This is a genomic window from Homoserinimonas sp. A447, from assembly GCF_054489325.1.
In genome coordinates this window covers 2166897-2192885 of sequence record NZ_JBTMWW010000001.1, presented here as the reverse complement: position 1 = coordinate 2192885, position 25989 = coordinate 2166897, and the positions used below count along the sequence as shown (strand labels likewise).

Here is a 25989-nt window from a genome sequence, read left to right as displayed (position 1 = left end):
CAACCCGGCGAAACCCAGCGAACCGGAAGGACGGCAGTGTGGCCACGCGAACCAGCATCAGCACCCAGGTAGCAATCATCGGCGGAGGGCCGGCCGGACTGCTGTTATCCCACCTGCTGCGACGCTCCGGCATCGACAGCGTCGTGCTGGAAGCCCGTGACCGCGACTACACGATCCAGCGGGTTCGCGCCGGAGTCCTCGAGCACGCGGCCGTCGACCTGCTGACCGAGGCTGGCCTCGGCGGGCGGCTCGCGGTGGAGGGCCAGCGCCACGACGGCATCTACCTGCAGTACAACGGGAGCCGACACCACGTCTCGTTCCGCGAGCTCGTCGGCCGCTCGGTGTGGGTCTACGGCCAGCAGGAGGTCGTGAAAGACCTCATCGCCGCCCACGACCAGGCCGGAACCCCCGCCCGGTACAGCGTCTCGAGCGTCGAACTGGAGAACGTGGCCGACGGCCCGGTGACCGTGCGATTCACCCAGGACGGCGAAGACTTCGAGCTGACCGCCGACTTCGTGGCGGGTGCGGATGGCGCCCACGGCGTCTGCCGGCCGAGCATCCCCGCCGTCGAGAAGAAGACCTACCGGCGCGAGTACCCGTTCGGCTGGCTGGGCATCCTCGCCCACGTTCACCCGTCGACGGACGAGCTGATCTATGCCCTGCACGAGCGCGGCTTCGCCATGCACAGCATGCGGTCGGAGACCGTCAGCCGCCTCTACCTGCAGGTCGACCCGCACGACGACATCGCCAACTGGCCGGATGATCGCATCTGGGACGAACTGGACCTCCGCCTCGGCACCCCAGGCTGGAAGCTGGAACGCGGCGAGATCTTCGACAAGAACATCACCCCGATGCACAGCTTCGTGAGCGACCCCATGCGGTTCGGCAAGCTGTTCCTGGTCGGGGATTCCGCCCACATCGTGCCGCCCACCGGCGCGAAGGGCCTGAACCTGGCGATAGCGGATGCCAGCTACCTGCACGACGGGCTGGTCGCCTGGTATCGCAGCGGCGACGCATCCGGGCTCGACGAGTATTCACCGCGCTCGCTGCAACGGGTGTGGCAGATCCAGCACTTCTCCGCCTGGATGACGCGGATGCTGCACCGCTTCAACGAGTCGACCGACTCCGAGCATCCAGAGAATGTGGACTACGACTACCACGTGCAGCTCGGGCAGCTCAGCCAGCTCTGCGGGTCACCACGCGGGATGGCACACCTGGCCGAGATCTACACCGGGCTGCCGTTCCTCACGCACCCGCACTAGTCGCCGTAGACCTCCTGCGCGATGCGGAACGCCGAGTTGGCTGCCGGCACCCCGCAGTACACCCCGGACTGCAGGATGATCTCGGAGACCTCTTCCTTGGTGAGCCCGTTGCGCAGGGCGGCACGCAGATGCATCTCGAGCTCTTCCCAGTGGCCGTGGGCGATGAGCGCGGTGATGGTCACGGTGCTCCGCAGTCGGCGGTCGAGCCCGGGCCGCGACCACACGTCACCCCAGGCGTACCGGGTGATGAAGTCCTGGAAGTCCCGGGTCACCTCCGAGATGTTCGCGTTGGCTCGGTCGACGTGCTCGTCGCCGAGCACCTCGCGCCGCACGGTCATGCCCTGGTCGCGCCGTTCGTCGTCGGTGGCCATCAGCCGTCCTTTCTGAGGAAGTCGATCAACAGCCGCGCGGTGACGGCGGGCTGTTCCGCGCTGGCGAGGTGTCCGGCATCCGCCACGTCGACGGCGCGCCCGTGAGGCGTCGCCGCCGCCAGTTCAGCCATCGCATCCGGTGGGGCGACCGGGTCGTCGTGCCCGGAGATCGCCAGCAGCGGCCGGCTCAGTTCGCCGAGTTCACCGCGCAGGTCGTACGCCGCGAGCGCCTCGCAGCACAGCGCGTAGCTTTCGTCGTCTGCGTCGGCGAGGGTGTGCAGCAGCTTCCCGGTCACCTCGGGAAGCCGGGCGATCGACCCGGGGGAGAACCAGCGGCCGGCGGATGCTCCCACCAGCACCGAGGTCGACTGCGCCCGCACGAGGGCGGCCCGTTCCGTCCAGGAGCTGGCCTCACCGAATTTGGCGAGCGAGCAGATCATGGCGAGACGGTCGAGGCGCTCCGGATGTCGTAAGGCCAGTTCCAGCCCGACGGCACCGCCGAGCGACACGCCCGCGTAGTGGAAGGTGCGGTCGCCGACCAGCTCGAGCACCGCATCCGCCAGCTCGGAAACGGTGAAGGGTTCGCTGGCCGCGGGCGAGATGCCGTGGCCGGGAAGGTCCCAGGCGAGAATGTCGAATCGCTTTTCGAGCAGTGCGGCGGCGTCCTCCCAGACCAAAGTGGAGGTGCCGAGCGACGGGCCGAGCACGAGCAGGGGCGCGCCCGCTGTCCCGCTCCTGGCCGCGCGAATCGTGGGGACGCTCATCCGGTTGCCTGCACGTGTGCCAGAGCTCGGTCGATGAGTTCGCCGCTCAGGCCGAGGTAGTTCAGGGGGTCGAGCAATTCATCGAGCGAGTCTTCGCTCCAGTCGGGCAATTCGCTTCGGAGGCCGTCCCGCAGGCTGGCCGGGTTGCCCGCAGCCTGGCCGACGAGCCGTCGCACGGTGTCATTGCCCAGGGTTGGGCCGACGGCGAGCATGATCCGCTCGCTGACGATCAGCGGCCCGGAGATGGCGAGGTTGGCACGCATCCGCTCGGCGTCGACGCGCAGACCGGGCAGCAGTTCGGCGGCGAGTGATGCTGCGCCCCCGGTCACCCGCAGCAGTTCGCGGAGGGTCTGCCATTCCACGTGCCAGGCGCCGTCGGGGCGCTCATCGACCGCGATGGCACTGCGATGAAGTTCGGCGAGGAGTCCCGGCGCCTGGCGGGAGGCCGCCTGGATCAGGACGCTCAGCACCGGGTTCTGCTTCTGCGGCATGGCCGACGATCCGCCGCCGGAGGCCTCGCTCAGCTCCCCGATCTCGGTTCGTGCCAGCAGGGACACGTCGGCGCCGATCTTGCCGACGGCAACGCAGACCCCGCTGAGCGCATCCGCAAGCCGGGTGATCGGCGTGCGCATCGTGTGCCAGGGCACCGGCGCGGACTGCAGCCCGAGCTTGCTCGCGAACGCGTCGACGAGCTCGAGTTCGCGACCCTGGGCCAGCTGGGTGAAAGAGGCCAGCGTTCCGGCCGCTCCCCCGAGCTGCGCCGGCAACGCCGACGAGACGGCACCGAGGAAGCCGCGCGCATCCGCCACCCCCACCAGCCAACCGGCGGCCTTGAGCCCGAACGTTGTCGGCACACTGTGCTGGGTCAGCGTGCGCCCGGCCATGGCGGTCGAGCGGTGCCCATCCGCCAGGGCGGCAAGGGCCGACACCGCGGTGTCCAGGTCGTCCATCATCAAGCGGATGCTCCGCTGGGCTACCAGCATCAGGGCCGAGTCGAGCACGTCCTGGCTGGTCACCCCGAGGTGGACGAACCCGGCAGCGTCGGGTCCGACCGCCGCACGAAGCTCGGCCAGCAGCGGGATGATCGGGTTGCCTCCCGCCCTGGACGCGGTGGCGATGCGGGACGCATCCAGGGTGAGCTCGGCTGCGACGCTGCGAATCTTCTCGGCAGCGGCATCCGGAACCAGGCCAAGCGCCGCCTCGGCAGCGGCAAGGGCCACCTCGGCATCGAGCATTGCGCGGAGCACGGCGACATCACCGGTCGCCTCGGCCACCGGGGCGCCGGCCCAATAGGGGGACAGCAGCCCGTGATCTGCCGCGCTGGGATCATCCGAAGTCAAGGAAGACTGTCTCCTCTTCACCCTGCAGGTGAATGTCGTGGTGCAGCGATCCGTCACTCTGACGGCGTGCAATCAGGGTAGCCCTCCGCTCGGTGGGCAGGGACGCCAGGAAGGCATCCTCCGCTCCCGGCAGATAGATGCGGGTGTGCAGTTTGTCGGTCAGCCCGCGGGCGAACACGATGCAGGCGAAGAACGGGGTTGCCCCATCGACCGCGCCCGGCTCGACGGTGGTGAACGAGTAGCCGCCGTCCCGGGTGGTCGCCGACCGGCCGAACCCCGTGAAGGTGTAGCCGTCCCGGGTGAGCGAGCCGCGCGCATCCGGAATCGTGCCGGACGCATCCGCCTGCCAGATCTCGACAATCGAGTCCGGCACCGGCGTGCCGTCCCCGTCGTAGACGGTGCCGTGCAGGCGCACCGCGTTCGGGTGATGGGCCGGGACCAGGTCTTCGCCGCCGTCGTACGGTAATGCGTAGCCGAAGAATGGCCCGACGGTCTGTCCTGATGTGGGGAGGAGGCTCATTCGTCGCCCCCTTCCGGCTCGAACCAGGTTCGTTGGGGCCCGGTGAGCACGACGTCCCAGCGGTAGCCGAGTGACCATTCTGGCGAGGTGAGGTCGTGGTCGTAGGTCGCGACCAGGCGGTCGCGGGCATCCTGGTCGACGATTGAGTTGTAGATCGGGTCCAGCGGGAACAGCGGGTCGCCCGGAAAGTACATCTGCGTGATGATCCGCTGCGTGAACGCGTTGCCGAACAGGGAGAAGTGGATGTGCGCGGGCCGCCAGGCGTTGGTGTGGTTCTTCCACGGGTAGGCGCCCGGCTTGATGGTGACGAAGCGGTAGCGACCGTCGTCATCGGTGATCGTGCGACCGGTTCCGGTGAAGTTGGGGTCGATGGGAGCCGGATGCTGGTCCCGCTTGTGGATGTAGCGTCCAGCCGCGTTCGCCTGCCACACCTCGACCAGCTGGTTCCGCACTGGCCGGCCGTCGCCGTCCAGCACGCGACCGGTGACCAGGATGCGCTCACCGAGCGGTTCGCCGGTGTGCTGGAGGGTGAGGTCTGATTCGATCTCCGCGACGTCGTTGTGGCCGAACGCCGGTGAGACCAGTTCGATGGTCTCCGGGTCGGCGTGGTGCAGGTCTTTGGTGGGGTGCCGCAGCACGCTGCTCCGGTACGGCGGGTAGTCGAGTGTCGTGCGGTTGTTCACCGGCGCTCCACTCGCGCGTTCGGCTTCGTATTGGCTGCGTTTGGCATCGATCTCGCTGGTGATCTGCTGCTGGTCGCTGAGTGTCATGTCGTCCTTCATTCCGGCGCATTGATTCCGGCGCCCGATCGACCTTGGCACCCCAGCGAGCGACGGACAATGGAAGATTTCCGCTCAGCGGAACTAGGCCAGCGAGTCGGTTCCTTCCCGATCCATCAGCTCGAGCAGGCTCGCCGACATTCCTGCGGCGGCCTTCTGCAACACGGGAACCAGCCTCAGGGCATCTGCCCTCATCGTGTGGGTGACCAGCCCGACCGCAGCCAGCGGCGCACCGCCACGACCCATCACCGGGACCGCCAGCGAGGTGTTGCCGAGCGTCATCTCCTGGTGCGTCTGGCTGAATCCGCTGTGGCGAACCTCCGCGAGTTGGGCCCGAAGTCGTGGCTCCGAAGTGATGGAGAACTTGGTTGGGCGCTCCAACTCGCGAGCGAAGTACGCAGCCAGGAAGTCCTCGTCCTGCCAGGCGAGAAGCGCCTTGCCGACCCCGGTTGTGTGCAGGGGAAGCCGGCCGCCCATTCTGCTGATGGTGGGGACGGATCGGGGACCGACCAGCCGCGCGACGTAGAGCGCCTCCACGCCGTCCAGGATTGCGAGGTGCACGTTCTCCGCCGTGGCCTCATACAGCGTCAGCAGGTAGGGCAAAGCGGTCTCCCGCAGGTTGAGGCTCAGCGGGGAGACCTCGCCCAGTTCCCACAGGGCACGCCCGATCGAATACCGGTGGTCGGAGCCCCGTGACAGCAGCTTCGCCTCGACCAGCTCGCCGAGCATCCGGTGCGTCGTCGTCATCGACAGTCCGGAGCGGGCGGATGCCTCGCTCAAGGTCAGGCGCGGATGCTCACCATCGAAGGCGGCGAGCAGTTTTGCGGTGCGGGCGATGACAGTTGCTCCCGGTTCTGCCGTATTGCCCGCCATGCGCTGCAGTCTAGTGAGCGGGTCTCGCCGTCACGCCTCGTGCTCGACGACGACGTCGCCACCGGGGAACACGATGCTCTCGTGTCCGTCGTCGAACTTCACGACGAAGGGTGGATCGCCGTCTGCGCCACGCGTCTCGATGACCTCACCGTGCCGGTCCGGAGCGTCCACAGTCCTGCCCCGAATCGTGATCCGGTCGCCTGCTTGTGCTTTCATCGCAGTCACCTCCTGGCGCTAGGGTACGCCGAGAGGGCTGGTGCCAACAGGGTGTCGCTAGACGCCCTGCCAGGACGGCTTGTTCTCCCAGGCGTAGCGGTAATAGTCGGTGTTCTGCAGCCGGCTTGCCGCGGCTTCGTCGAGCACCACGGTGGCGCGAGGGTGCAACTGGATAACCGATGACGGGTGGGTGGAGGAGACCGGACCTTCGATCCCAGCGGCGATGGCCGCGGCCTTGGCCTCACCGAACGCGAGCAGCACCAGGTGGCGCGCCCGCAGGATGGTGCCCAGGCCCTGGGTGATCGCATGCGTCGGCACGTCATCGAGCGAGTCGAAGAATCGGGCGTTGTCCTGCCTGGTCTGCATGGCGAGAGTCTTCACGCGGGTGAGCGAGGCGAGCGACGAGCCGGGCTCGTTGAACCCGATGTGGCCGATCGTCCCGATGCCGAGGATCTGCAGGTCGATACCGCCCGCGTCGATGATGGCCTGCTCGTATTCGGCACCGGCCGTCTGCATGTGCTCAGGGTCTCCCGACGGCACCCGCACCAGCGCCGGCGTCAGACCGAGCCGTTCGACGACCTCCCTCCTGACCACCGAGCGGTAGCACTCCGGGTGCTCTTCCGGCAGGCCGACGTACTCGTCGAGCGCGAATCCGCGTACCCCGGCCAGGTCGACGTTCTCCGCAGCGACCCGCGTCGCCAGCGCTTCGTACACCGGCAGCGGCGTGGACCCGGTGGCGAGTCCCAGTACGGCATCCGGCTTCTGGGAGACCAGGTCGAGGATGGCGTCGGCGACCAGTTTTCCGGCGTCTTCGCGGCTCGGCACAATGACAATCTCAGGCATGAGTCGACCCTATCGGTGGCTCGCTGGTGTTACTTACGGCCGGTGAAGTCCTTCATGGTCGAGTAGACGCCGAACACGTTTCCGGCGAGAAAGTCCCAGGCGGGCAACGGCAGGATGCCCTTCAGCACCTTGCTGAGGTGCACGGTCCACGGCAGCAGCAATTGCGCCTTGCCGACGAGCATCGCATTCCAGGTGCGGTCGGTGACGTACTCGGGCGTCATCAGCCGGGTCAGCACCGGCGGTTTCGCACCCGCGAACATGCCTGTGCTGATGAACGTCGGGCACACCGTCGTGACGCCGACGTGGTCGTGGCCGGTTCTGGTGAGTTCCAGTCGCAGCGAGTCGCTGAAGCCGATGGCCGCCCACTTGGACGCCGCGTAGATGCTCATCCCGGGGTCGGACACCAGGCCGGCGGCGGATGCGATGGTCACGATCCGGCACTGGCTGCGGCTGGCCATCATGGCCGGCAGGAACTCGCGGGTCACATGCATCGGAGCGAGCGCGTTGATGCTCATCGTCGCGGCGATATCCCGTTCCTGGTCGTGCTCCCAGAAGTACTTGCCACGCACGATGCCGGCGTTGTTGATGAGCACATCGATCGGACCGCCGGCGAGGACTTCGGATGCCGCTGCCCGCACCGCCTCGAGGCTGGACACGTCGACCACCTGCACCGTGACATCCGTCGACTGAGAAGACAGGTCTGCCTTCGCCTGGTTCAGCAGCGCCTCATCGATGTCCCACAGCACCACGCGCGCGGCGCCTTCGGCGACCGCCTTGTTGGCGTAGATGCGCCCCATACCCATGGCGGCGCCGGTGATGAGCACCGACATTCCGGCAACGCTGGTCAGCTTCTCAGTCATCGGTTTCTGCTTTCGTCTGGCCGATCAATTTGCCGGGGTTCATGATGCCCACCGGGTCGAGGGTACGTTTGACGGCCGCCAGCACGGCGAGGCCGAGTTCGCCGATCTCGGCTGCCAGGTACGGCGCATGGTCGATTCCGACGGCGTGGTGGTGGCTGATGGTCGCGCCAGAGCGCACGATCGCCTCGGATGCGGCCGTCTTCATCCGCCGATATTGTTCGAGGCCGTCGCCCTCAAGCGGCGCCAGCACGGTGTAGTACAGGGAGGCGCCGCCCGGGTAGACGTGGGACACGTGCGTCTGGAGGTGGCAACGGGAACCGAGCGCGCTGGTCAGGGCGTCATGCACCGCGGCGTGGGTTTCCGCCAGCCGGGACCAGGATGCTGCGGTCTCCAGGGTCTCCACGAAGACGCCGCGGGTGAGCAGTTCGTCGCGACGGTAGGGAGCCAGGAAGCGGCCGTCGTCCCAGGAGGATGCCGGCTTCGCCGTGACGTAGACGCCGCCGTGCGCCCGGAACCCTCGTGCGCACCGGCGCTTGCGCCCGGCAGTCTGGCCGCGTGCTCCCTCCCAGACGAACAGGGCGAGGGCCGGATGCTGCAGTCCGCGGGCGGCCAGGTACCGACGCAGCAGCGCGACGGTACGCCCCCCGGCGACCTCGAAGTTGGCGGCCGTCTCTGCCGCGTCGCTGAGGCGGACAACGGCCGGCAGGTCACCGGCCGGGGTGTCCTGGATCAATGCCCGCAGTGCGGTCGCTCCGGCCTCGAAGCTCGGGAAGCCCCAGGCGCCGTACGACTTCTCGGCCGGTGACGGCACGATGGTGACTGTCACCTCGGTGATGACCCCGAGCACGCCTTCGCTGCCGAGCAGCAATTGCGTGAGGTGTGGACCGGTCGCATCCGCCGGCGCATGTCCACCCAGGTTCAGGGTGCCGCTCGGTGTCTCGACCCGGATCGCGGTGACCAGTTCGTCGCTGCGCCCGTAGCCGGTCGATGATTGCCCGGCCGACCGGGTCGCCGCATACCCGCCGAGTGTTGCCTGCTGGTGGCTCTGCGGCAGGTGCCCGAGCGTGAACCCGTGCTGGGCGAGCGCCGTCTCGATTGCCGGGCCGCGGACACCGGCCTGGAAGGTCGCGGTGCGAGATTCCGTGTCGATGGTCAGCATGCGATTCAGCCGCCCGAGGTCGAGGGTGATGACGGATGCGAACGGTCCCCGCAGCGGTTCGACCCCGCCGACCACGCTGGTGCCGCCGCCGAACGGCACGACGGCGATTCGCTCAGTTGCGCAGAACGCCAGGATCTCGGCGATTTCATCGTTGCTGCCCGGGAAGATGACGGCATCCGGAGCCCCCGCAATGTCGCCGCTGCGGCGACGCAGAAGGTCGGTCGTGCTCTTGCCGCCGGCGTGCACGACGCGGGTCACCTCGTCGGTGGCGACGTTCGCGTCTCCGACAATCGCGCCCAGGGCGTGGATCGCCGTTTCGGGAAGGCTGCTCGGGGCGGGGCGTACGTCCCTGAGTGCGACCGGCTGATGCGCCTGCGCGATCGACTGGAGGTCGAGCTCCCGCTGGAGGTAGGCCAGGGCGTTATCGCCCAGCGGATGCGCGTGGGCGGGGTCGCCCCACCCGTTCCAGACGGAGTGCGAGATCGACTCGGTGATGTCGGCGGCCATGCGTTACAGTGTTACACATGTCGTCACACAGTACCAACACAAACGGTACCAAGCACTCCCGCGACGACCTCATCCTGGATGCGGTGCGCGAAGCTGTCATCCGTCACGGTGTTCGCCGCACCACTGCCAACGACATCGCGGAGGGTGCCGGAATCTCGCGCATGACGTTCTACCGCGCGATGGGCAGCGTCGACGAAGCCGTGCTGCGCACCATTACCCGTGAGTTCGCCGTCAGCACAGCCGAGGCGAAGTCGCATGCCACAGCGGCGACCGCTCGCGAGCGATTGATCGACTTCGCGGTCGACGGTGTGCGGAACTTTGCCGTGTCACCGCTCATCCGTTCGATTGGCGAGCGCGACCCTGAGCTGCTGGTGCCGTACGTGACCGACCGCTTCGGCAGCAGCCAAACCATCGTGCTCGACGCGATCGGCGCCTTCCTCGCCGAGGGCGAAGCGGATGGCACCCTCCAGCCCCGCCCGGGAATGGCGACTGCCATTCTGGTCACCCTCCAGGGCTTCGGGTTCTCCTCGAAGATCCTGGCCGCTCGCGGGGAACTCGAGAGTTGCTTCGCCGAGCTCCGCACCCTCCTGAACGCCTACCTGGCGGCGGAGGCGTAGACGGATGCCCGGCTCGCCCAGTTCGTGGATCAACGACTCGACGCGGGCGGCGTCGCTCGCCCACCTGGGCGATCACTCCGTGGACGTGATCATCGTCGGCGGGGGGATAACCGGTGCGGGGGTCGCCCTCGACGCCGCCAGCCGAGGGCTCAGTGTCGCCCTCCTCGAATCGCACGACCTCGCCAGCGGCACCAGTCGGTTCAGCTCCAAGCTGGTGCACGGCGGCCTGCGATACCTCGCGACCGGTGACGTTGCGCTCGCCTGGGAGTCTGCCGTCGAGCGCGCGCGGTTGATGACCACCATCGCACCCCACCTGGTGAAGCCGATTCCGTTCGTCATCCCCGACCTGCGCAGCGGGCAGCATGTCGAATACGCGCTCTCCACGATCGGCACCCTCCTCGCCGACGGCATGCGCCGGGCAACCGGGCTGCCGGGGAACGTGCTTCCCCGGCCACGAAGGGTGAGCTCGCGGATGCTCCACGCGCTGGTTCCCGCCATCCCGGCGGACACCGTTCGTGGCGGCACTCTCTACTGGGACGGCCAATTGGAAGACGACGCGCGGCTGGTGCTCGGCGTCGCTCGAACGGCGGCGTCGCTCGGCGCGCAGGTGATCCGTGACTTCCAGGTGACCGCAGCATCCGCCACCACTGTGACCGGCATCGACCGCCGCACCGGAACCCAGTTAACTGTGAACGGCGGCGTCGTGATCAACGCCACCGGCGTGTGGGCTGCCGACCTGGAACCGGCCCTGCGCATCTCGCCTAGCCGCGGAAGCCATCTGATCGTGCGGTCGCAGCGTCTCGGCAACCCGTCGGCGGCGTACACCGTGCCGGTTCCCGGCCGCTTCGGCAAATTCGTGTTCGTACTGCCGCAGCCCGACGGTCTCTGTTACATCGGGCTGACCGATGTAGAGGACCGCGACGCGGATGGCCGGGCCGGTACGGCGCCAGCGGTCGACATCGAGTTCCTGCTGACCGTCGTCGGGAGAGACATGGATGAGCCGTTGACGATGGCGGATGTCGTCGGCTCCTACGCGGGGCTCCGCCCCCTGGTCAGCGCGCACGGCACCGGTGCGGATGTCTCTCGCCGCCACCTGGTGCTGGACAAGCCGGGGCGGCCGATCACCATCGTCGGCGGGAAGCTCACCACCTACCGTCGGATGGCGGAAGACGCGGTCGACGCGGCGGTGCGCCGGCTGCCGCCGGCTGGCCGGTGCATGACTCGCACGCTGCCGCTGGTCGGTGCCGGCCGTTCTGCCGACGCGGAGTCTGCGCGGCTGGTGCGCCGGTACGGCTCAGAGGCTGCCGAGGTCGAACGGCTCGGCCGTGAACATCCGGAGTGCGCCGGCCCGCTAGTCGAGGGGTGCACGGTCACCGGCGAGGAACTGCTGTTCGGGGTGCTGGCCGAAGGCGCGGCATCCGTCGACGACCTGCTCGACCGTCGCACCCGCCTCGGCCTGGTCCCCGCCGATGCCGAGCGTGCCCGCCCGGCCGCCGAGCGCATCCTGGCCTACGCGCTCGCCCTCTAACCGGTCGGCCTATTCCGGTGACAGCGTGTTCAGTCCTACGTCTCTCGCGGCATCGATCTGCCGCTGGTCGTAGCTGATCATCACGTCGGCTCCCACCCTGAGGGCGGCGGCGATGTGGAGAGCGTCGAGGCTGCGGAGGTGTTCTCCAGGAAGTAGTCCGGCGGCGCGGAACACGGATTGATCCAACTCGAACATCTCGAGACGATCGAGGATTTCGGTTACGAGCGACTGGGGTTCTCTTGCCCGCGTGGCTGTCCTTCGCAGCTCGGTTTCGAGCAGCGAACTGCCCATGACGAGAAGACCGCCGACATGCAGCTCATCCAATTGGGCTTTCAGCGCGTCAGTCTCGGCCTCTCGCAAGAGGAGCTTCGAAGCAGCAGAGGTATCGAGGTAACAGATCATCGTTCTGCGCGAAGTTCTTCGAGAATCTCTGCGCTGGGTAGCTTGCTCGTACGGCTTTCGATCTCGGAGAACCGGCCTTTGATCGTCGCCCGTTTTACGCGAACGTTCGGCATCGGCTGATCCGTGACGGGAGAGAGCACCGCGACGGGTTCACCGTGGTTCGTGATCGTGATGGTTTCGCCGGCTTGGACGTCCCGAAGGATCGCGCTGCTGTTGTTGCGCAATTCGCGATGCGCAATAGTTCTCGCCATGGCTTAGGGCCTCCGTAGCAACTGTAGCAAATCCTTAGGCACAAAAGAGGGTGTGAGACCCGGGACGGTTCCTGTAGCGCGCGCGACTACGCTTCGGACTTCTCCGGCCCGGTGTCTTCCTTGCCCTGGTCGGCCAGCGCTGCCGCGCGCTCGGAGAGACGCCGCTGCACTTCATCCTGCGCGTCTTCGATGACTTTCTGGTCGAGGTGCGGGTTCACGTGGTCGTTGTGTCCATTGTGCTTCTCGATGTAGGCGTCGAGCTGCGGGCCGGATTCCCACGAGGTGATCAGGCTGTACCGGGGCTCAGGTCCCTTGTGCCACACGGCGTGCCAGAAGCGCTGGGTGTCGACGATGATCTGTGAGCCGGCGGGGAGCGGAATGCGGATTTCGGTGCTCGGGTCGAAGCGGTCTTCGCGCAGCGTCATGAACGATTCGGCATCATCCGAGAGGTTGAAGAATCCGCGGACGATCCAGCCGGTTCCGTCCGGGTTGAGGCGGTTGTTGTCGTCCTGGTGCAGGTTGTACAGCGCGCCCGCGTACTCGTTCGGCTGCAGCTCGATGACCCGGCAGCGGCCTACGCTCGCTCCCGGCTCCTGGGCGCGCCTGGCAAGGTTCGGCGCTCTGGCCACCTGCGACTCGATCCATACGCCGTCCTTGTCCGAGCGCGGCGGAGTGTGGTTCCAGAAACCGTTCACCTCGATCTCGCCCTTGGCGGATGCGAGCGGCGCGAACCGCGTGACACCGGACGACTTCCAATCGACGTACTCGAGGTCGAGCCACTCTCTCGGGTCCTGGGACTGGTCGTACTGGTCCAGGATGACGAAACCTTTTTCGTCGAGGAGCGCTGACTTGGTGTAGCTCATTGCGGAGAATGTGCCCTTTCGAGTTCAGGGAATTACGCGCTTGCACTAGTCCTTCTAGGGAACCTTAACACTCGGGCAACGCGAACGCTTGTTCGTGCCAGTACGAGGAGAGTGTCGCCGAACTCGTGCTCGACCATCCTCATCGTCGTAGGTTAGGATTGCCTAACCTATGCATGCCTCATCCCTCGGCGATGACCTCGGCAACGTGCTGCTGAGCGCCGGACCAGTCGTCTTCTATCTGGCCGTCTGGTTGTTGGTCTTCGCCGGAACCGCACTGATGCTGGGCCTCTTCATCCCGTTCATCACCGGCGACACCCTATTGTTCGCATCCGGCATTGTGGTGGCAGCGACGGACAGCCTGAACATTGCCGTCCTGGCCATCGGCGTCGGGATAGCGGCGATCCTCGGCGACCAGGTTGGTTTCATGCTGGGCGCGCGCTACGGGCGCGGCTACCTCGATCGTCACGGAGGGCGTTACTCGCTCAAAGCGATCGCCGCCGCCGAGTTGTTTTACCGCAAGTACGGGTGGTGGTCGGTTGTCATCGCCCGCTTCGTTCCCTGGGGGCGTGCGGTGGTACCGGTGATCGCCGGGGTTGGGCGGATGAACTACTACAAGTTCCTCAGTAGCAATGTCGTGGGCGCGCTTCTGTGGGGCGTCGGTCTCACGGTGATCGGATACTTCGCCGCGTCCATCCCCGGAGTCAAGGCGGTTGCCTATGCGATCGCGGGCATCGTGATCGCTATCTCGATTGTCGTGAGCGTACACACCTGGTGGGTCGACCGTGCTGAACGCAGAGGCGTCGTACCGGGCCAGGACTCAGTGGCTGCATCGCTGAACAGCAACTGACACCGGCGTCACTTCTGGCACACCTCGCAGTAGAAAGTGTTGCGTTCCTGCAGTTCGTTCTCGCCCAGCGCGCCACGCTGGATCGGCGTCCCGCAGCGGAAGCACGGCTTCCCCTCGCGGTCGTGCACCCACGCGGTCTCGCCGCGCAGCCTGCCGGTGGTGGTTCGGTTTGCGCGGTTGCGGTTGGCGTGGATGAGCCGCTGGCCGAGCTCCACCAGCTTCTCCGGTTCTGCGACCTTGCCGACTGGTCGGGTCGGCAGCACCCCGCGCAGGAAGCACAGCTCGTTGCGGTAGACATTCCCGAGCCCGGCGATGACCCGCTGGTCGAGAAGGGCGAGGCCGACCGGTCGATCGGGCTCCGCGAGCATCCGCCTCAAGGCTTCGGCCTCGTCCCAGTCGTCGCTCAGCGGGTCCGGGCCGAGGTAGCCGACGATGGACTCCTCGTCTTTCCGCGCCACCACCGCAACTTCGGCCAGGTCAAAGCCAACGGCGACCCACTGCTCGGTGCTGAGCACGGCCCGCGCCTGGTAGGCGGGCCGCTTCCACTTCGTGCCCGGGCGGTACAGGTGCCAGGAGCCCTCCATCTTCAGGTGGCTGTGCACGGTGGCATCCCCGATATGCATGAGCAGGTGCTTGCCGCGGGACACCACGTCGTGGATTGTCTCCCCGGTCAGATCCACGGTGGCGAACGCGGGAACCCGGATGTCGCATCCGGTCACCACCTGTCCGGCCAGCGCGGCGTTCAGGTTGGTGGCGGCCAGATAAACGGTGTCGCCTTCAGGCATGGGCGCTCAGCACCCCGACCACATTCCGGCTCCGCCTTGCTGTGCCGACCGCTCTGCGTCGACCAGGTGGCTCCAATAGGCCGAATTGGGTTCGATCCTCAGGGCAGTGCCGTAGCCGTCCGCCACCAACCTCAGGTTGAGGAAGTCGCCGGACTCTGTCCACAGGTAGAAGAGGCTGCGGCCGTATTGGTCCAGTGCTTCTGCATCGGCCGCCACCCGGAGAGTGCTGCCATCCGGGGCCAGGCTCTGCAGGTAGTTGCGAGCTTCGACTGCGTAGCATTCGGCTGTCGGCTGCAACTCCGGGGTGTCCACGCCGATGAGCCGCACCTTGAGTTCGGCGCCTGTCGCGTCGGCGAGAAAGAGGGTGTCCCCGTCGTGAACGTGGGTGACGACCATACTGACGGCGGAGTCCGGTGCGGTGATCGCAGTCGCCGGACCAACCGCAGTCGCTGGGGCAGGCGCTGCACCGACCGGCGGTGCTGCGCCGCCACCTCCGGCCGGAAGGGCGGAGACGAACGCCCACGACGCCGCGATCGCTATCGCGGCAACAACCAGCAGCCTTCCGGCGAATCTTCTCATCACCCAGATCCTATGGTCGGTCTGGCTGCGCGATCAGGCTCGCAGCCGCAACCCCTGCGGTGTCGTGCTGAAGCCGGCGGCGGTGAGGGCGGCGCCGAGGGGCGTGCCGATCACGAACACGCCGTCCACCTTCTCCACTCGGACCCGACCAACGCTGCGGCGGATGCTCGCGGCCAGGCTTTCGGCGGCGACGGCCAGCGTGGTGTCGTCGTCGGTGAACGTGAGCGTCGACTTGCCGCCGCGTTCGACGTAGAGCACGAGTGCCCCGTCGACCAGAACCACGAGCGCTCCAGCCTTGCGGCCTGGCCGGTGCGTGCCGTCGGTCTTCGGCCAGGGAAGGGCGGCGCCGTACGGGTTGGCCGGGTCTGTGGCGGCGAGCGTGAACGCCTGCAGCTGTGGCCTCGCATCCGCTTCCACCGTGAACGAACGCAACCGGTCGACGGTGGCACCGGTCGCGAATTGGGCCGCACCGAGTCCCTCGACGAAGTACCCGCGCCGGGCGCGGCCGGTCTCCTCGAACCCGCTCAGCACCTTGTAGACGGAGCTGAAACCGCCGATCACGCCCTCGCTGGTGACCGCTCCGCGGGTGACGACGCCGTGCCGTTCGAGCAGGTTCTCGGCGGTGGCCACTGCCCGGATCGTCGGGTCGTTCTCGCCGGCGGGAAGCAACGACCAGCGGCCGGCGACGTTCGGCGGCCCGGACTGCGCGGGCAGCGTGACGCGCTTGCCGCGATAGGCACGCACTCGGCGGGTGCTCGGGCGTGCCGGGCCGCCCAGTTGCGCTCGCAACGGCGCGAAGGTGTCGCCGGTGACGCGGCCAGCCCAGACCAGGCTCCAGAGGGCGGTGGCGAGGGCTTTGTCGTCGGTGCTGTCGAGGGCCGCCGACAGCTGGCGGAAGAAGAATGCACCACCGTTGGACAGCGCGTCGAGCACCGCCCGCTGCAGGTCGTCTACTTCGTCCTCTGCGCCTGCGTTCGGCGTCTCGCTACTTGCCAATGTCACGCTCGCGCCATCCGCCAGGTGCAGGCTCACCCAGCCGTCACTTCCGGGCAGGGCTCCGGAACCGGACCAGAGCACCTCGCCGGTCGCGGTCAGTTCGTCGAGCATCACCGGCGAGTAGTCGCGGAGCCTCGAGGGCAACACGATGGACTCCCAGGCGGATGCCGGCAGCGCCACCCCAGACAACTGGTCGATCACCTGCACCAGCCCGTCAATGCCGCGCAGTGGTTCAGCCACGTGCTGCCACGAGGCCAGGAACCGCCCGAGAGTCGGTGCATCGACCGGTTCAACCTGGTGGCGGAGCGCCGCCAGCGAGCGACTCCGCAACCGGCGCAGCACCTCAACGTCACACCACTCACTGCCGGAGCTTCCCGGCCGGAACTCCCCCTCGACCACGCGACGCTGCTGTTCGAGCCGGCGCAGCGTGTCGGCCACGACCGCGGTGCCGAGCCCGAGCCGCTCGGCGACGGCGAGAACCGTGAAGGGTCCGTGGGTGCGGGCGAAACGCGCCACCAGGTCGCCGACCGGGTCGTCGACCGGCTGGATGAACGCGCTCGGAACGCCGATGGGAAGGGGTGTGCCCAGCGCGTCGCGCAGGCGGCTGGCGTCTTCGATGACCGCCCACCGAGGCTGTCCCGCGATGGTGGCCCGCAGCACGCGGCCGTCCCGCTCCAGCTCCTCCAGAAGGGTCTGGCTGACCTCAGCCGTCGCTGCCGCGTCAGGGAGTTCCAGCCGCTCCGCAACCTCCTCCGCTGACAGCGGCCCCAGCATGCGAAGCAGGTCCACGATGCCCTCTGCACCCTTGAGCTTGCGGTCCGGGTCGAGGCGCTGCAGCTCCCGCTCGGTCTTCGCGATGACGTCGGCGTCAAGCAGTTCCCGCAGCTCGGCACGGCCGAGCAACTCCGCCAGCAGCGTCGAGTCGAGCGACAGCGCGGCCGCCCGACGCTCAGCCAGTGGGGAGTCGCCCTCATACATGAACGCAGCGACATATCCGAACAGGAGCGAGCGGGCGAACGGTGAAGCCTGCTCCGTTTCCGTCTCGACGATGCGGATGCGACGGCTCGCCACCTCGCCGGCCAGCACCGTCAGGGCGGGCAGGTCGTAGACATCCTGCAGCACTTCCCGCACCGTCTCGAGGACGATCGGGAAGCTCGGATACTTCGCCGCGACCGAGAGCAACTGGGATGCTCGCTGGCGTTGCTGCCAGAGCGGTGAGCGCCTGCCCGGGTTGTACCGAGGAAGAAGGAGCGCCCGGGCAGCGCACTCGCGGAAGCGTGAGGCGAAGAGTGCTGACCCGCCGACCTCGGCCGTGACGAGATCGCGCAGTTCCTCGGGGTCGAAGAGGAAGAGCTCGGCGCTGGGCGGCTCGGCGTCGGTGTCCGGGATGCGCAGGATCACGCCGTCGTCGCTCGCGATCGCGGCGCCGTCCATCCCGTAGCGCTCACGGATGCGCGATCCCACCGCGAGTGCCCACGGTGCGTGCACCTGCATGCCGTACGGGGAGTGCAGGATCACCCGCCAGTCGCCGAGCTCATCCCGGAAGCGCTCGACCACCAGCGTCCGGTCGGTTGGCACGTGCCCGGTCGCCGCTTTCTGCTCGGCGACGAACGCCAGCAGGTTGTTGATCGCCAGTTCGTCGAGGCCGACAGCCTGCAGGCGGTCGCGCGTTGCTCCCTCTGCACCGGATGCCAGCTCCCGGGTGAACCCGCCGATGGCGCGGCCGAGTTCTGCTGGGCGGCCGATGCCGTCACCCTTCCAGAACGGGACGCGACCGGGTTGCCCGAACGCCGGACTGACCAGCACCCGGTCGTGCGTGATGTCTTCAATGCGCCAGCTGGTCGCGCCCAGGGCGAAGACGTCTCCCACCCTAGACTCGTAGACCATCTCCTCGTCGAGTTCGCCGACCCGGCCGCCGCCGGCTCCGGTCCCTGAGCTCGTCGAAGGGCTGACGGCAGCACCCTCGACCGTTGTCGACGGACTGGAGCCGACCATGAACACCCCGAACATCCCCCGGTCCGGGATGGTGCCGCCCGAGGTCACTGCCAACCGCTGCGCCCCCGGCCGCCCCGTGATGGTGCCCTTCACCCGGTCCCAGACGATGCGCGGGCGCAGTTCCGCGAATTCGTCAGACGGGTAGAGGCCACTCAACAGGTCGAGGGTGGCGTCGTAGGCACTCCGCGGAAGGGTGGCGAACGGCGCGCTGCGCCGCACGGTGTCGAACCACTCCTCCACGTCGAGCTGGTCGAGGGCGACGGCGGCGACGGTCTGCTGGGCGAGCACGTCGAGAGGGTTCTGCGGTACGGAGAGTTCCTCGATGAGGCCGGCGGTCATCCGCTCGGAGGTGACAGCCGAATGCAGCAGGTCTGCCCGGTGCTTCGGGAACAGGATGCCGCGCGAGATTTCCCCCACCTGGTGGCCGGCGCGACCCACGCGTTGCAGCCCGCTGGCGACGGATGGCGGGGACTCCACCTGAATCACCAGGTCGACCGCCCCCATGTCGATGCCGAGCTCCAGCGAGCTGGTGGCGACGACGCAGCGCAACCGCCCGGACTTGAGGTCGTCCTCGATCATCGCCCGCTGGTCTTTCGACACCGACCCATGGTGCGCCCGCGCGAGCAGAAGCTCCGCCCCAGCGGTGGCGCCCGACTGCCCCATGATCGCCGCCGGTGGGCTCGCGCTTGCGCTGGTTGAGCTGGCATCTGCGCTGGTTGAGCTCGTCGAAACCTCCACCAGCGTAGTTCGTTCGGCCCAAATCTCGTTCAACCGGGCCGTCAGCCGTTCCGCCAGCCGCCGGGAGTTGGCGAACACGATGGTGGAGCGGTGCTCCAGGATGCGGTCGACGATCTGCTCCTCGACGTGTGGCCAGATCGAACCCTGGGTCGGGGTGTTCCCCGCCGCCGAACCTTCACGCACCGGTGCGGTGCCCAGCTCAGTCATGTCCTCCACCGGAACCACCACGCGCAAGTCGAACTTCTTGGACGCCGGCGGGGCGACGACGGTGATCGGTGCCCGTCCCCCGAGAAAGCGTGCCACCTCTTCCAGCGGGCGAACGGTCGCCGAGAGCCCGATCCGCTGTGCCGGCCTTTCGAGCAGGGCGTCCAGGCGCTCCAGGGACAGCGCCAGGTGGGCGCCCCGCTTGGTCGAGGCGACGGCGTGCACCTCGTCGACGATGACCGTGTCCACTGACTTCAGCGTCTCCCGGGCTGAGGAGGTGAGCATCAGGTACAGGGACTCCGGGGTGGTGATCAGGATGTCTGGCGGGCGACGCTGCAACATCCGCCGGTCGGCTGAGCTGGTGTCTCCCGAACGCACGCCGACCGTCACGTCTGGCGCGTGCACGCCGAGTCTGCGGGAGGTCTGGGTGATCCCGACCAGCGGTGACCGCAGGTTGCGCTCGACGTCGACGCCGAGCGCTTTCAGCGGTGAGATGTAGAGCACGCGCGTGCCTGGCTCTCGCTCCCCGGCACCGGCGGTCGATGGCGTTACTGTCGCCAGCCGGTCGATCGCCCACAGGAACGCCGCCAGCGTCTTCCCCGATCCGGTGGGGGCGACGACAAGTGCGTGGGTTCCGCCGGCGATCGCGTCCCACGCCTGCGATTGGGCATCGGTGGGCGCGGCGAACGCACCGGCGAACCACTCCCGAGTCGCGGGCGAGAACTTCTCGAGGGGGGCTCCCATCCCTCCATCTTCGTCTAACCCGCTGACAGTGACACTCGCCGGGTGCGCGGTGTCAGTGATATTCGCGCAACAATGGAGCATGAGCTCAACAGGCACCCCGGATCCCGAGAAGGCGTGGCTTTCCGACGTCGAGCTGCTGGAGATCCGCAGGAGGCTGCCGATTCTCTACGTCGAGGCGGTCCCGGTTCGCATCGATGGCCTCGGCCAGGTGACGGAGGTCGGCGTGCTGCTGAGGGCATCCGTCACCGGCGAGATGACGCGCGCCCTGGTCTCCGGCCGCGTCATGTACGGCGAAACCGTGCGCGAGGCGCTGTTCCGCCACCTCGAGAAGGACCTCGGTCCGATGGCCTTCCCCCAGCTGCCGACCAGCCCGGTGCCGTTCCAGGTCGCCGAATACTTCCCCATGCCCGGCATCAGCCAGTTCACGGATGATCGTCAGCACGCGGTCTCGCTGGTGTTCGTCGTTCCGGTCACCGGCACCTGCGAGCCCAGGCAGGACGCGCTCGAGATCACCTGGATGACGCCCGCGGAGGCCGCCAGCTTCACCGTCAGCGAAGAACTCGAGGGCGGTCGCGGCGCCCTGTTGCGCGCCGGACTCGCCTCAGTGGGCGTGCTCCCCTAACCAGCCTCGCTCGGCAATCCCGACCGCAGCTCGCTGGCCGTGCCCCGCCTCCAGCTCAGCTCCTCCGTCAACAGGATGCTTTCGGCGGCACGCCGCTCCGCTGGCTCCGACGCGCCGGTCGCACCCGAATTCATCCTGTTGACGGGGATGGTCGGATGGGTGGAGGGTCGGATGGATGGACGCGCTGATGCGACGCAGAACGCCCGGACTCCAGGTCGAGAACCTGATGTCCGGGCGTTGTTGCTGAGTCGGGGCTAGCCCTGGGCGCGACGCCCTGAGCGGCGCTCGCCGCCGGCCGGGGCCGCGGTCGAGCTGGAAGTGCTGTAGCTCGAGGTGCTGTAGTTGCGCGAGGAGTTACCGCTGGAGGCCGAACGGCCACCCGTGCGCGGCTGCCCGGCACGGCCACCGGCGCGTGCCGAGTCGCTTGCCCCGGAGCCAGAACCGGCGCGTGCCGGACGCCCCGAACGGTCGCGGCGCGGTGCGCCTGAGCCTGCGCCGCGTGCGGCGTGCTTGCGCTGGGCGTTGGCGCCGGTGGACTGCCCTCCGCCGTGCTGCGTCGCGGCCTTCGGGGAAGGCTTGACGTACGCGGCGACCTGACCGATCAGGGCGATCACGGCATCCGATGTCGCGGTGACGCGCTGCGGCGACACATCGATCGCGGCCTTGCGCAGCAGCGCCAGGGTGTCCTTCTTCTGGGTTGGGAGCATGATGGTGACCACGTCGCCGGCGCTGCCGGCCCGGGCGGTGCGGCCACTGCGGTGCAGGTACGCCTTGTGCTCGGCCGGCGGGTCGACGTGGATGACCAGTTCGATGTTGTCGACGTGCACGCCGCGCGCTGCGACATCCGTGGCCACCAGCACCTTGGCGTCACCGGCGGAGAACGCGGCCAGGTTGCGGTCACGCTGCGGCTGGGACAGGTTGCCGTGCAGGTCGACGGCCGGGATTCCGGCATCCGTCAGTTGCCTGGCCAGTTTCTTGGCGTGGTGCTTGGTGCGCATGAACAGGATGCGGCGGCCGGTTCCGGAGGCGAGGCTCTCGACCAGCTGGCGCTTGGCTTCGACACTGTCGATCTCGAACAGGTGGTGGGTCATGTCGGAGACGTGCGAGTTCTCGTCATCGACGGAGTGCATCACCTCGTTGTGGAGGAAACGCTTCACGATCTTGTCGACACCATTGTCCAGCGTCGCGCTGAACAGCAGGCGCTGGCCGTTGGTCGGCGTCTTGTCGAGGATGCGCGTGACGACCGGCAGGAAGCCGAGGTCGGCCATGTGGTCGGCCTCGTCCAGCACGGTGATCTCGACGGCATCGAGCGAGACGAAGCCCTGCTTCATCAGGTCTTCGAGCCGGCCGGGGCAGGCCACGACGATGTCGACGCCTGCCTTCAGGGCGGCAACCTGGCGCTGCTGGGAGACGCCACCGAAGATGGTGGTGCTCTTCAGGCCGTAGGCGGATGCCAGCGGCTCGAGTGCAGTGGCGATCTGGGTCGCGAGTTCACGGGTCGGGGCAAGGATCAGTCCGAGCGGGCGTCCGGAGCGACGCTGGCCGCCGGCCAGCTTGCCGCCGAGGCGCGCAGCCATAGGGATGGAGAAGGCCAGGGTCTTGCCCGAGCCGGTCTTTCCGCGGCCGAGCACGTCGCGCCCGGCCAGGGTGTCCGGCAGGGTGTCGACCTGGATGGGGAAGGCGCTGGTGATGCCGCTCGCGGTGAGGGCGTTGACCAGCGGGGTGGGCACGCCGAGCGCGCCGAAGGTTGTTTCAGACATTAAGGGGTGGTGCCTTTCGGGCATCATTACCGGCGGACGACAGTGCTGATCAGGCTTGTTCTCGCTGATCGAGCTTGTCGAGATCCGGTGAGAGTGGCGAAGGTGGCAATGGCCACATCCGTTCGCCGTGAGAAAGATGATCGGCCCGAATGGGCGAAGACGCGTTCTACGACGCAGGGAACCCAACGATGGATTCACAAGTAGCCCTAGCGTAGCAGTAACGGCCAGACATCTGCTCAGCTGAGGCGAGGCAGCCGGTAAAATGTCACACTGTACTAACCCCTCTGCGCACCACGCGCCTTGGGAATCTCGGAGTAGGACGGCATCGTGAAAGTGGAATACACCATCCCCGGAATGCACGTCATCGATCACACGGTCACTGTGCCCCTCGACTGGTCTTCGCCGGATGATGGCCGGGTCATCGAGGTGTTCGCGCGGGAGGTCGTCGACCTGGCGAAGCGGCGTGAGAAGCTTCCGATCCTGGTGTTCCTGCAGGGTGGGCCCGGTGGCAAGTCACCGCGGCCAATGCCTGGGGAAGGGTGGCTGGCGGATGCCGTGAAGACTCACCGGGTGGTGCTGGTCGACCAGCGTGGCACCGGCCGCAGTTCTCGCGTGCAGGGGTCCGCGATTGCGGCGATGTCCACCGCGGATGCTGTTGCCCACCTGCTGTGCTTCCGGGCCGATTCGATCGTGGCCGACCTGGAGCACCTGCGTCGCACGGTTTTCGGCGGAGTGAAGTGGCAGACGCTCGGCCAGAGTTACGGCGGGTTCATCACGCTGGCGTACCTGTCAGCGCATCCGGGAGCACTGGACGCATGCTATGTGGCCGGAGGGCTCACCAGCATCGACCCGTCGGCTGACGACGTGTACCGCCACACCTATCCACGGGTGGCGGCGAAGGCCGCGGAGTTCTACCGGCGCTTCCCTGCCGACGCCGAGGTGATCGGAAGGGTGGCCGACCTCATCGCTGGCGACGACATCCGCTTGCCGGATGGTGATCTCCTGACCGTTCGCCGCATGCAAACGCTGGGTATCGACTTCGGGATGGGGCCGGGCTTCGAGCGCATGCACTGGCTGTTCGACGAGGCGATCGTCGACGGAGCGCTCAGCGATACCTTCCTCGAGCAGGTCATGCAGAAGACCAGCTATGCCGACAATCCGCTGTTCGTGGTGTTGCAGGAGAGCATCTACGGGAACGGCAACGGCGCTACCGGGTGGTCGGCGGATCGCATCCGTGCCGAATTCCCGGTATTCGGCCCAGCGGCCCGCCCGTTGGTGTTCACCGGAGAGATGATGTTCCCCTGGATGATGGAGGAGATCCGTTCGCTACGCCCGTTCGCCGCCGCAGCGAACGCCCTGGCCGAGTACGACGACTACACGACGCTGTACGACCCTGAGCGGCTCGCGGTGAACGAGGTTCCGGTCGCAGCGATCGGTTACTTCGACGACATGTACGTCGACCTGGGCTACTCGCTCGAGACCGAGCGCGCGCTCGGCAACAGCCGCCTCTGGATTACCAACGAGTTCGAGCACGACGGCATCCGGCAGGATGCCACCATCGTGCGCAGGCTCATTGACACCGTCGCCGAACGCGGAGGGGTGCTCTAGCCGCGCCGGTAGACCTCTGCTGCGACCACCAGGTCTTCCCACGGCATGCCAGAGCTCTTGAACACTCGCGGCCGGCTGCGGTCGACCGCAACGTCGCCGACAACGAGGTCGCGGATGGAGGCCACATGGTCGATGGTGATCGCTCCTTCGTTGATCGGCATGATCACGTCGCCACCCTCGATCATCACGTGTTTCCGGTCTTCGACGATCACCTGGGACCGCACGATAAGTTGGGTGTCCAGTTCGCGGGCATCCGGTTCGTGACTTCCCACGGCGATCACACAGGCGTCGTCGGGCACCAGCGAGCCGTCGAACAGGGGCTCGCGGGCGGTGGTCGCGGCGACGATGATGTCGGCATCCCGCACGTCATCGGCTGACCCGACGGTGGCGGGTATCCCGCTTTCGGTGATCTGGTCGGCGAGCACCTGGGCGCGTTCGCGGTTGCGACCGACCAGGGTGACGCGCTTGATGTCGCGGATGGCACGAAGCGCTTCAACGTGGCCCCACGCCTGCGGGCCGTAGCCGAAGATGAGCAGGTGGTCGCAGGTCTCGGCGGCTAGCAGGTCGGCAGCGGCCGCTGACACGGCAGGCGTGCGGAGCGTGGTGAGCGCGACGCCGTCCATGATGGCAACCGGTGAGAGTGTCGCGGTGTCGAACAGCAGGTAGTGTCCCTGAATCCGTTCCAGGCCCTTCTCCGGGTTGGCCGGCGCTACGGTGACCACCTTGACGCCGAGGAACTCGGAGTTCTGGGTCGGCATGAGCAGTACCTGGCCGTTGGTGGTGTTGTCGATGTGCTTCGGGAGGTCCTTCGACGGGTCGACTCCGGCACGCAGGTCGCGGTGGTACGCGGCGACGGCGTCGGCGAAGCTGACGCGGGAGTAGACCTCTTCCGCTGAGATCCAGGGAATGTTGGGAGTGTTCATCTGAGTACGAATCCTGTTCCGACCGGGTCGGCCTGATCGAGGGTGAATGAGTGGGTTCCGGTTGCGTAGGCCATGCCCTCCACCTCCGGGATGATGCCGCCCTCCGCGACGCGGATGCGTCCGAGGAAGCGGGTGTCGACGATCGAGTCATGGGTGAGAGTGAGGCCTTCGCGCATCCGCCCGGAGTCGGCGAGGAGGGCGAGCCGTGCCCCGGTGCCTGATCCGCAAGGGGAGCGGTCGACTTCGCCGTCGGCGAAGACGGTTACGTTGCGCTGGTGGGGGCCGTCGGTGGTGTCCCCGAGGTCGTCGAAGAGGATGGTGCCGTAGACCCCGCTGAGGCGGTCGTCTATCGGATGCTTCGCCCACTCGGACTCATTGAGTGCCCACTTCACTTCGCGGCCGATGGCGATGAGGTCGGTGTAGTGCTCAGGGGTGACGGCCAGGCCGACGGATGCTGCGTCGACAGACGCGTAGATGGCCCCGCTGTAGCTGAGGTCAGCCTTCACCGTGCCGCGGGAGGTGGCCACCTCAATGTCGCGCACGATGGCGTAGCTCTCAACGTTCTCGAAGACGACGTGTGTCACGGTGCCTCCGCTGCTGTGCACGTACGCGGTCACCCGACCCGACGGCACATCGATGGTCACCGGAGTGACGCCGTCGGGGTCTGCCGTGACGCGACCGGTCTGCACTGCCCAGACCCCGAGCGCGATGGTGCCGTGTCCGCAGGCGGTTGAATAGCCGTCCTTGTGCCAGAACAGCACCCCGAAGTCCGCGCCTTCGTTGTCTGGCGGCATGATGAAGCCGCCGTACATGTCGGCGTGGCCGCGTGGTTCCTGGCAGAGCAGTTGCCGCACGGCGTCGAATTCGGGGGAGGAGGCAGCTAGGATGCGACGCTCGGCGACGGTGTTGCCGCCCAATTGGGGAAACCCGTCAGTGACGATTCGGAATGGTTCACCGGCGGTGTGAAAGTCGGTCGCCGCTATCGCATCAGTAATATGCCACATATTAGAATGGTACCCGATGCCCGCACGAC

The 25989-nt window shown here is 67.5% G+C and carries 25 protein-coding genes; 6 read left to right on the top strand and 19 right to left on the bottom strand.

Annotated elements, in window-relative coordinates; all coding sequences use genetic code 11:
• Positions 1-38 precede the first annotated feature (38 nt).
• Positions 39-1262 (top strand): 4-hydroxybenzoate 3-monooxygenase, encoded by a 1224-nt coding sequence (locus ACX3O0_RS10750; protein WP_459088730.1) that lies wholly within the window; start codon positions 39-41, stop codon positions 1260-1262.
• Here ACX3O0_RS10750 and pcaC read toward each other — a convergent pair.
• The 10 genes from pcaC to ACX3O0_RS10700 all read right to left on the bottom strand — a co-directional run bounded on the left by pcaC (position 1259) and on the right by ACX3O0_RS10700 (position 9494).
• Positions 1259-1633, bottom strand: a complete 375-nt coding sequence (gene pcaC, locus ACX3O0_RS10745) for a 4-carboxymuconolactone decarboxylase (RefSeq protein WP_459088728.1) — start codon at positions 1631-1633, stop codon at positions 1259-1261. The genes ACX3O0_RS10750 and pcaC overlap by 4 nt on opposite strands.
• Positions 1633-2397 carry an alpha/beta fold hydrolase gene (locus tag ACX3O0_RS10740; RefSeq protein WP_459088726.1) on the bottom strand — a complete coding sequence of 255 codons (765 nt, stop codon included), beginning with the start codon at positions 2395-2397 and terminating at the stop codon, positions 1633-1635. Before ACX3O0_RS10740 ends, pcaC begins: the two co-directional genes overlap by 1 nt.
• Positions 2394-3737, bottom strand: coding sequence for a 3-carboxy-cis,cis-muconate cycloisomerase (gene pcaB, locus ACX3O0_RS10735; RefSeq protein ID WP_459107699.1), 1344 nt, complete (start codon positions 3735-3737; stop codon positions 2394-2396). Before pcaB ends, ACX3O0_RS10740 begins: the two co-directional genes overlap by 4 nt.
• Positions 3724-4257: a protocatechuate 3,4-dioxygenase subunit alpha gene (pcaG, locus tag ACX3O0_RS10730; protein ID WP_459107698.1), complete on the bottom strand. Its 534-nt coding sequence runs from the start codon at positions 4255-4257 to the stop codon at positions 3724-3726. The genes pcaB and pcaG overlap by 14 nt, the downstream gene beginning before the upstream one ends.
• Complete coding sequence (gene pcaH / locus ACX3O0_RS10725) at positions 4254-5027, bottom strand: protocatechuate 3,4-dioxygenase subunit beta (RefSeq protein WP_459107697.1); 774 nt, start codon at positions 5025-5027, stop codon at positions 4254-4256. The genes pcaG and pcaH overlap by 4 nt, the downstream gene beginning before the upstream one ends.
• 93 nt (positions 5028-5120) lie before the next feature.
• Positions 5121-5909 (bottom strand): IclR family transcriptional regulator, encoded by a 789-nt coding sequence (locus ACX3O0_RS10720; protein WP_459088718.1) that lies wholly within the window; start codon positions 5907-5909, stop codon positions 5121-5123.
• A gap of 30 nt (positions 5910-5939) precedes the next feature.
• A complete protein-coding gene (locus ACX3O0_RS10715; protein WP_459088716.1) occupies positions 5940-6125 on the bottom strand; it encodes a DUF1918 domain-containing protein in 186 nt (61 codons plus the stop codon).
• A gap of 57 nt (positions 6126-6182) precedes the next feature.
• Positions 6183-6968, bottom strand: coding sequence for a glucosamine-6-phosphate deaminase (locus ACX3O0_RS10710; RefSeq protein WP_459088714.1), 786 nt, complete (start codon positions 6966-6968; stop codon positions 6183-6185).
• 29 nt (positions 6969-6997) lie between these two features.
• Positions 6998-7828, bottom strand: a complete 831-nt coding sequence (locus ACX3O0_RS10705) for an SDR family NAD(P)-dependent oxidoreductase (protein WP_459107696.1) — start codon at positions 7826-7828, stop codon at positions 6998-7000.
• Entirely contained in the window at positions 7821-9494 is a 1674-nt protein-coding gene (locus ACX3O0_RS10700; protein ID WP_459107695.1) for an FAD-binding oxidoreductase, read from the bottom strand. Before ACX3O0_RS10700 ends, ACX3O0_RS10705 begins: the two co-directional genes overlap by 8 nt.
• A 17-nt stretch (positions 9495-9511) precedes the next feature.
• On the opposite strand from ACX3O0_RS10700, the gene ACX3O0_RS10695 reads away from it, so the two are divergent.
• Positions 9512-10111, top strand: a complete 600-nt coding sequence (locus ACX3O0_RS10695; RefSeq protein ID WP_459107694.1) for a TetR/AcrR family transcriptional regulator — start codon at positions 9512-9514, stop codon at positions 10109-10111.
• Between the two features lie 4 nt (positions 10112-10115).
• A complete protein-coding gene (locus ACX3O0_RS10690) occupies positions 10116-11639 on the top strand; it encodes a glycerol-3-phosphate dehydrogenase/oxidase (protein ID WP_459107693.1) in 1524 nt (507 codons plus the stop codon).
• Between the two features lie 9 nt (positions 11640-11648).
• Here the strand turns inward: ACX3O0_RS10690 and ACX3O0_RS10685 are convergent, their stop codons facing one another.
• From ACX3O0_RS10685 to ACX3O0_RS10675, 3 genes are all read right to left on the bottom strand, one after another.
• Positions 11649-12041: a type II toxin-antitoxin system VapC family toxin gene (locus ACX3O0_RS10685; protein WP_459088704.1), complete on the bottom strand. Its 393-nt coding sequence runs from the start codon at positions 12039-12041 to the stop codon at positions 11649-11651.
• Positions 12038-12292 carry a type II toxin-antitoxin system Phd/YefM family antitoxin gene (locus ACX3O0_RS10680; protein WP_459107692.1) on the bottom strand — a complete coding sequence of 85 codons (255 nt, stop codon included), beginning with the start codon at positions 12290-12292 and terminating at the stop codon, positions 12038-12040. The genes ACX3O0_RS10685 and ACX3O0_RS10680 overlap by 4 nt, the downstream gene beginning before the upstream one ends.
• Before the next feature lie 86 nt (positions 12293-12378).
• On the bottom strand, positions 12379-13155 hold the full coding sequence (locus ACX3O0_RS10675) for a hypothetical protein (protein WP_459107691.1): 777 nt from the start codon (positions 13153-13155) through the stop codon (positions 12379-12381).
• A gap of 169 nt (positions 13156-13324) precedes the next feature.
• Here ACX3O0_RS10675 and ACX3O0_RS10670 point away from each other — a divergent pair, with 169 nt between their 5' ends.
• The gene (locus tag ACX3O0_RS10670; protein WP_459088698.1) at positions 13325-14002 is read left to right on the top strand and encodes a DedA family protein; all 678 of its coding nucleotides are present in this window, start codon (positions 13325-13327) and stop codon (positions 14000-14002) included.
• An 8-nt stretch (positions 14003-14010) separates the two neighbouring features.
• On the opposite strand, the gene ACX3O0_RS10665 is transcribed toward ACX3O0_RS10670, so the two are convergent.
• From ACX3O0_RS10665 to ACX3O0_RS10655, 3 genes are read right to left on the bottom strand one after another with little or no spacing between them, the layout of a single operon-like run.
• A complete protein-coding gene (locus ACX3O0_RS10665; protein ID WP_459107690.1) occupies positions 14011-14787 on the bottom strand; it encodes a DNA-formamidopyrimidine glycosylase family protein in 777 nt (258 codons plus the stop codon).
• Between the two features lie 6 nt (positions 14788-14793).
• Complete coding sequence (locus ACX3O0_RS10660; RefSeq protein ID WP_459107689.1) at positions 14794-15366, bottom strand: thermonuclease family protein; 573 nt, start codon at positions 15364-15366, stop codon at positions 14794-14796.
• Between the two features lie 33 nt (positions 15367-15399).
• On the bottom strand, positions 15400-20043 hold the full coding sequence (locus ACX3O0_RS10655) for an ATP-dependent helicase (RefSeq protein ID WP_459107688.1): 4644 nt from the start codon (positions 20041-20043) through the stop codon (positions 15400-15402).
• 79 nt (positions 20044-20122) lie between these two features.
• Here ACX3O0_RS10655 and ACX3O0_RS10650 point away from each other — a divergent pair, with 79 nt between their 5' ends.
• Positions 20123-20665 carry an NUDIX hydrolase family protein gene (locus ACX3O0_RS10650; RefSeq protein WP_459088690.1) on the top strand — a complete coding sequence of 181 codons (543 nt, stop codon included), beginning with the start codon at positions 20123-20125 and terminating at the stop codon, positions 20663-20665.
• 254 nt (positions 20666-20919) lie between these two features.
• On the opposite strand, the gene ACX3O0_RS10645 is transcribed toward ACX3O0_RS10650, so the two are convergent.
• Positions 20920-22425, bottom strand: a complete 1506-nt coding sequence (locus ACX3O0_RS10645) for a DEAD/DEAH box helicase (protein ID WP_459107687.1) — start codon at positions 22423-22425, stop codon at positions 20920-20922.
• A 327-nt stretch (positions 22426-22752) separates the two neighbouring features.
• On the opposite strand from ACX3O0_RS10645, the gene ACX3O0_RS10640 reads away from it, so the two are divergent.
• A complete protein-coding gene (locus ACX3O0_RS10640) occupies positions 22753-24033 on the top strand; it encodes an alpha/beta fold hydrolase (RefSeq protein ID WP_459107686.1) in 1281 nt (426 codons plus the stop codon).
• Here ACX3O0_RS10640 and ACX3O0_RS10635 read toward each other — a convergent pair.
• Both ACX3O0_RS10635 and ACX3O0_RS10630 read right to left on the bottom strand, forming a co-directional pair.
• Positions 24030-24956: an ornithine cyclodeaminase family protein gene (locus ACX3O0_RS10635; RefSeq protein ID WP_459107685.1), complete on the bottom strand. Its 927-nt coding sequence runs from the start codon at positions 24954-24956 to the stop codon at positions 24030-24032. The two genes, ACX3O0_RS10640 and ACX3O0_RS10635, sit on opposite strands and share 4 nt — an antisense overlap.
• Complete coding sequence (locus ACX3O0_RS10630; protein ID WP_459107684.1) at positions 24953-25960, bottom strand: proline racemase family protein; 1008 nt, start codon at positions 25958-25960, stop codon at positions 24953-24955. Before ACX3O0_RS10630 ends, ACX3O0_RS10635 begins: the two co-directional genes overlap by 4 nt.
• Between the last annotated feature and the right edge of the window lie 29 nt (positions 25961-25989).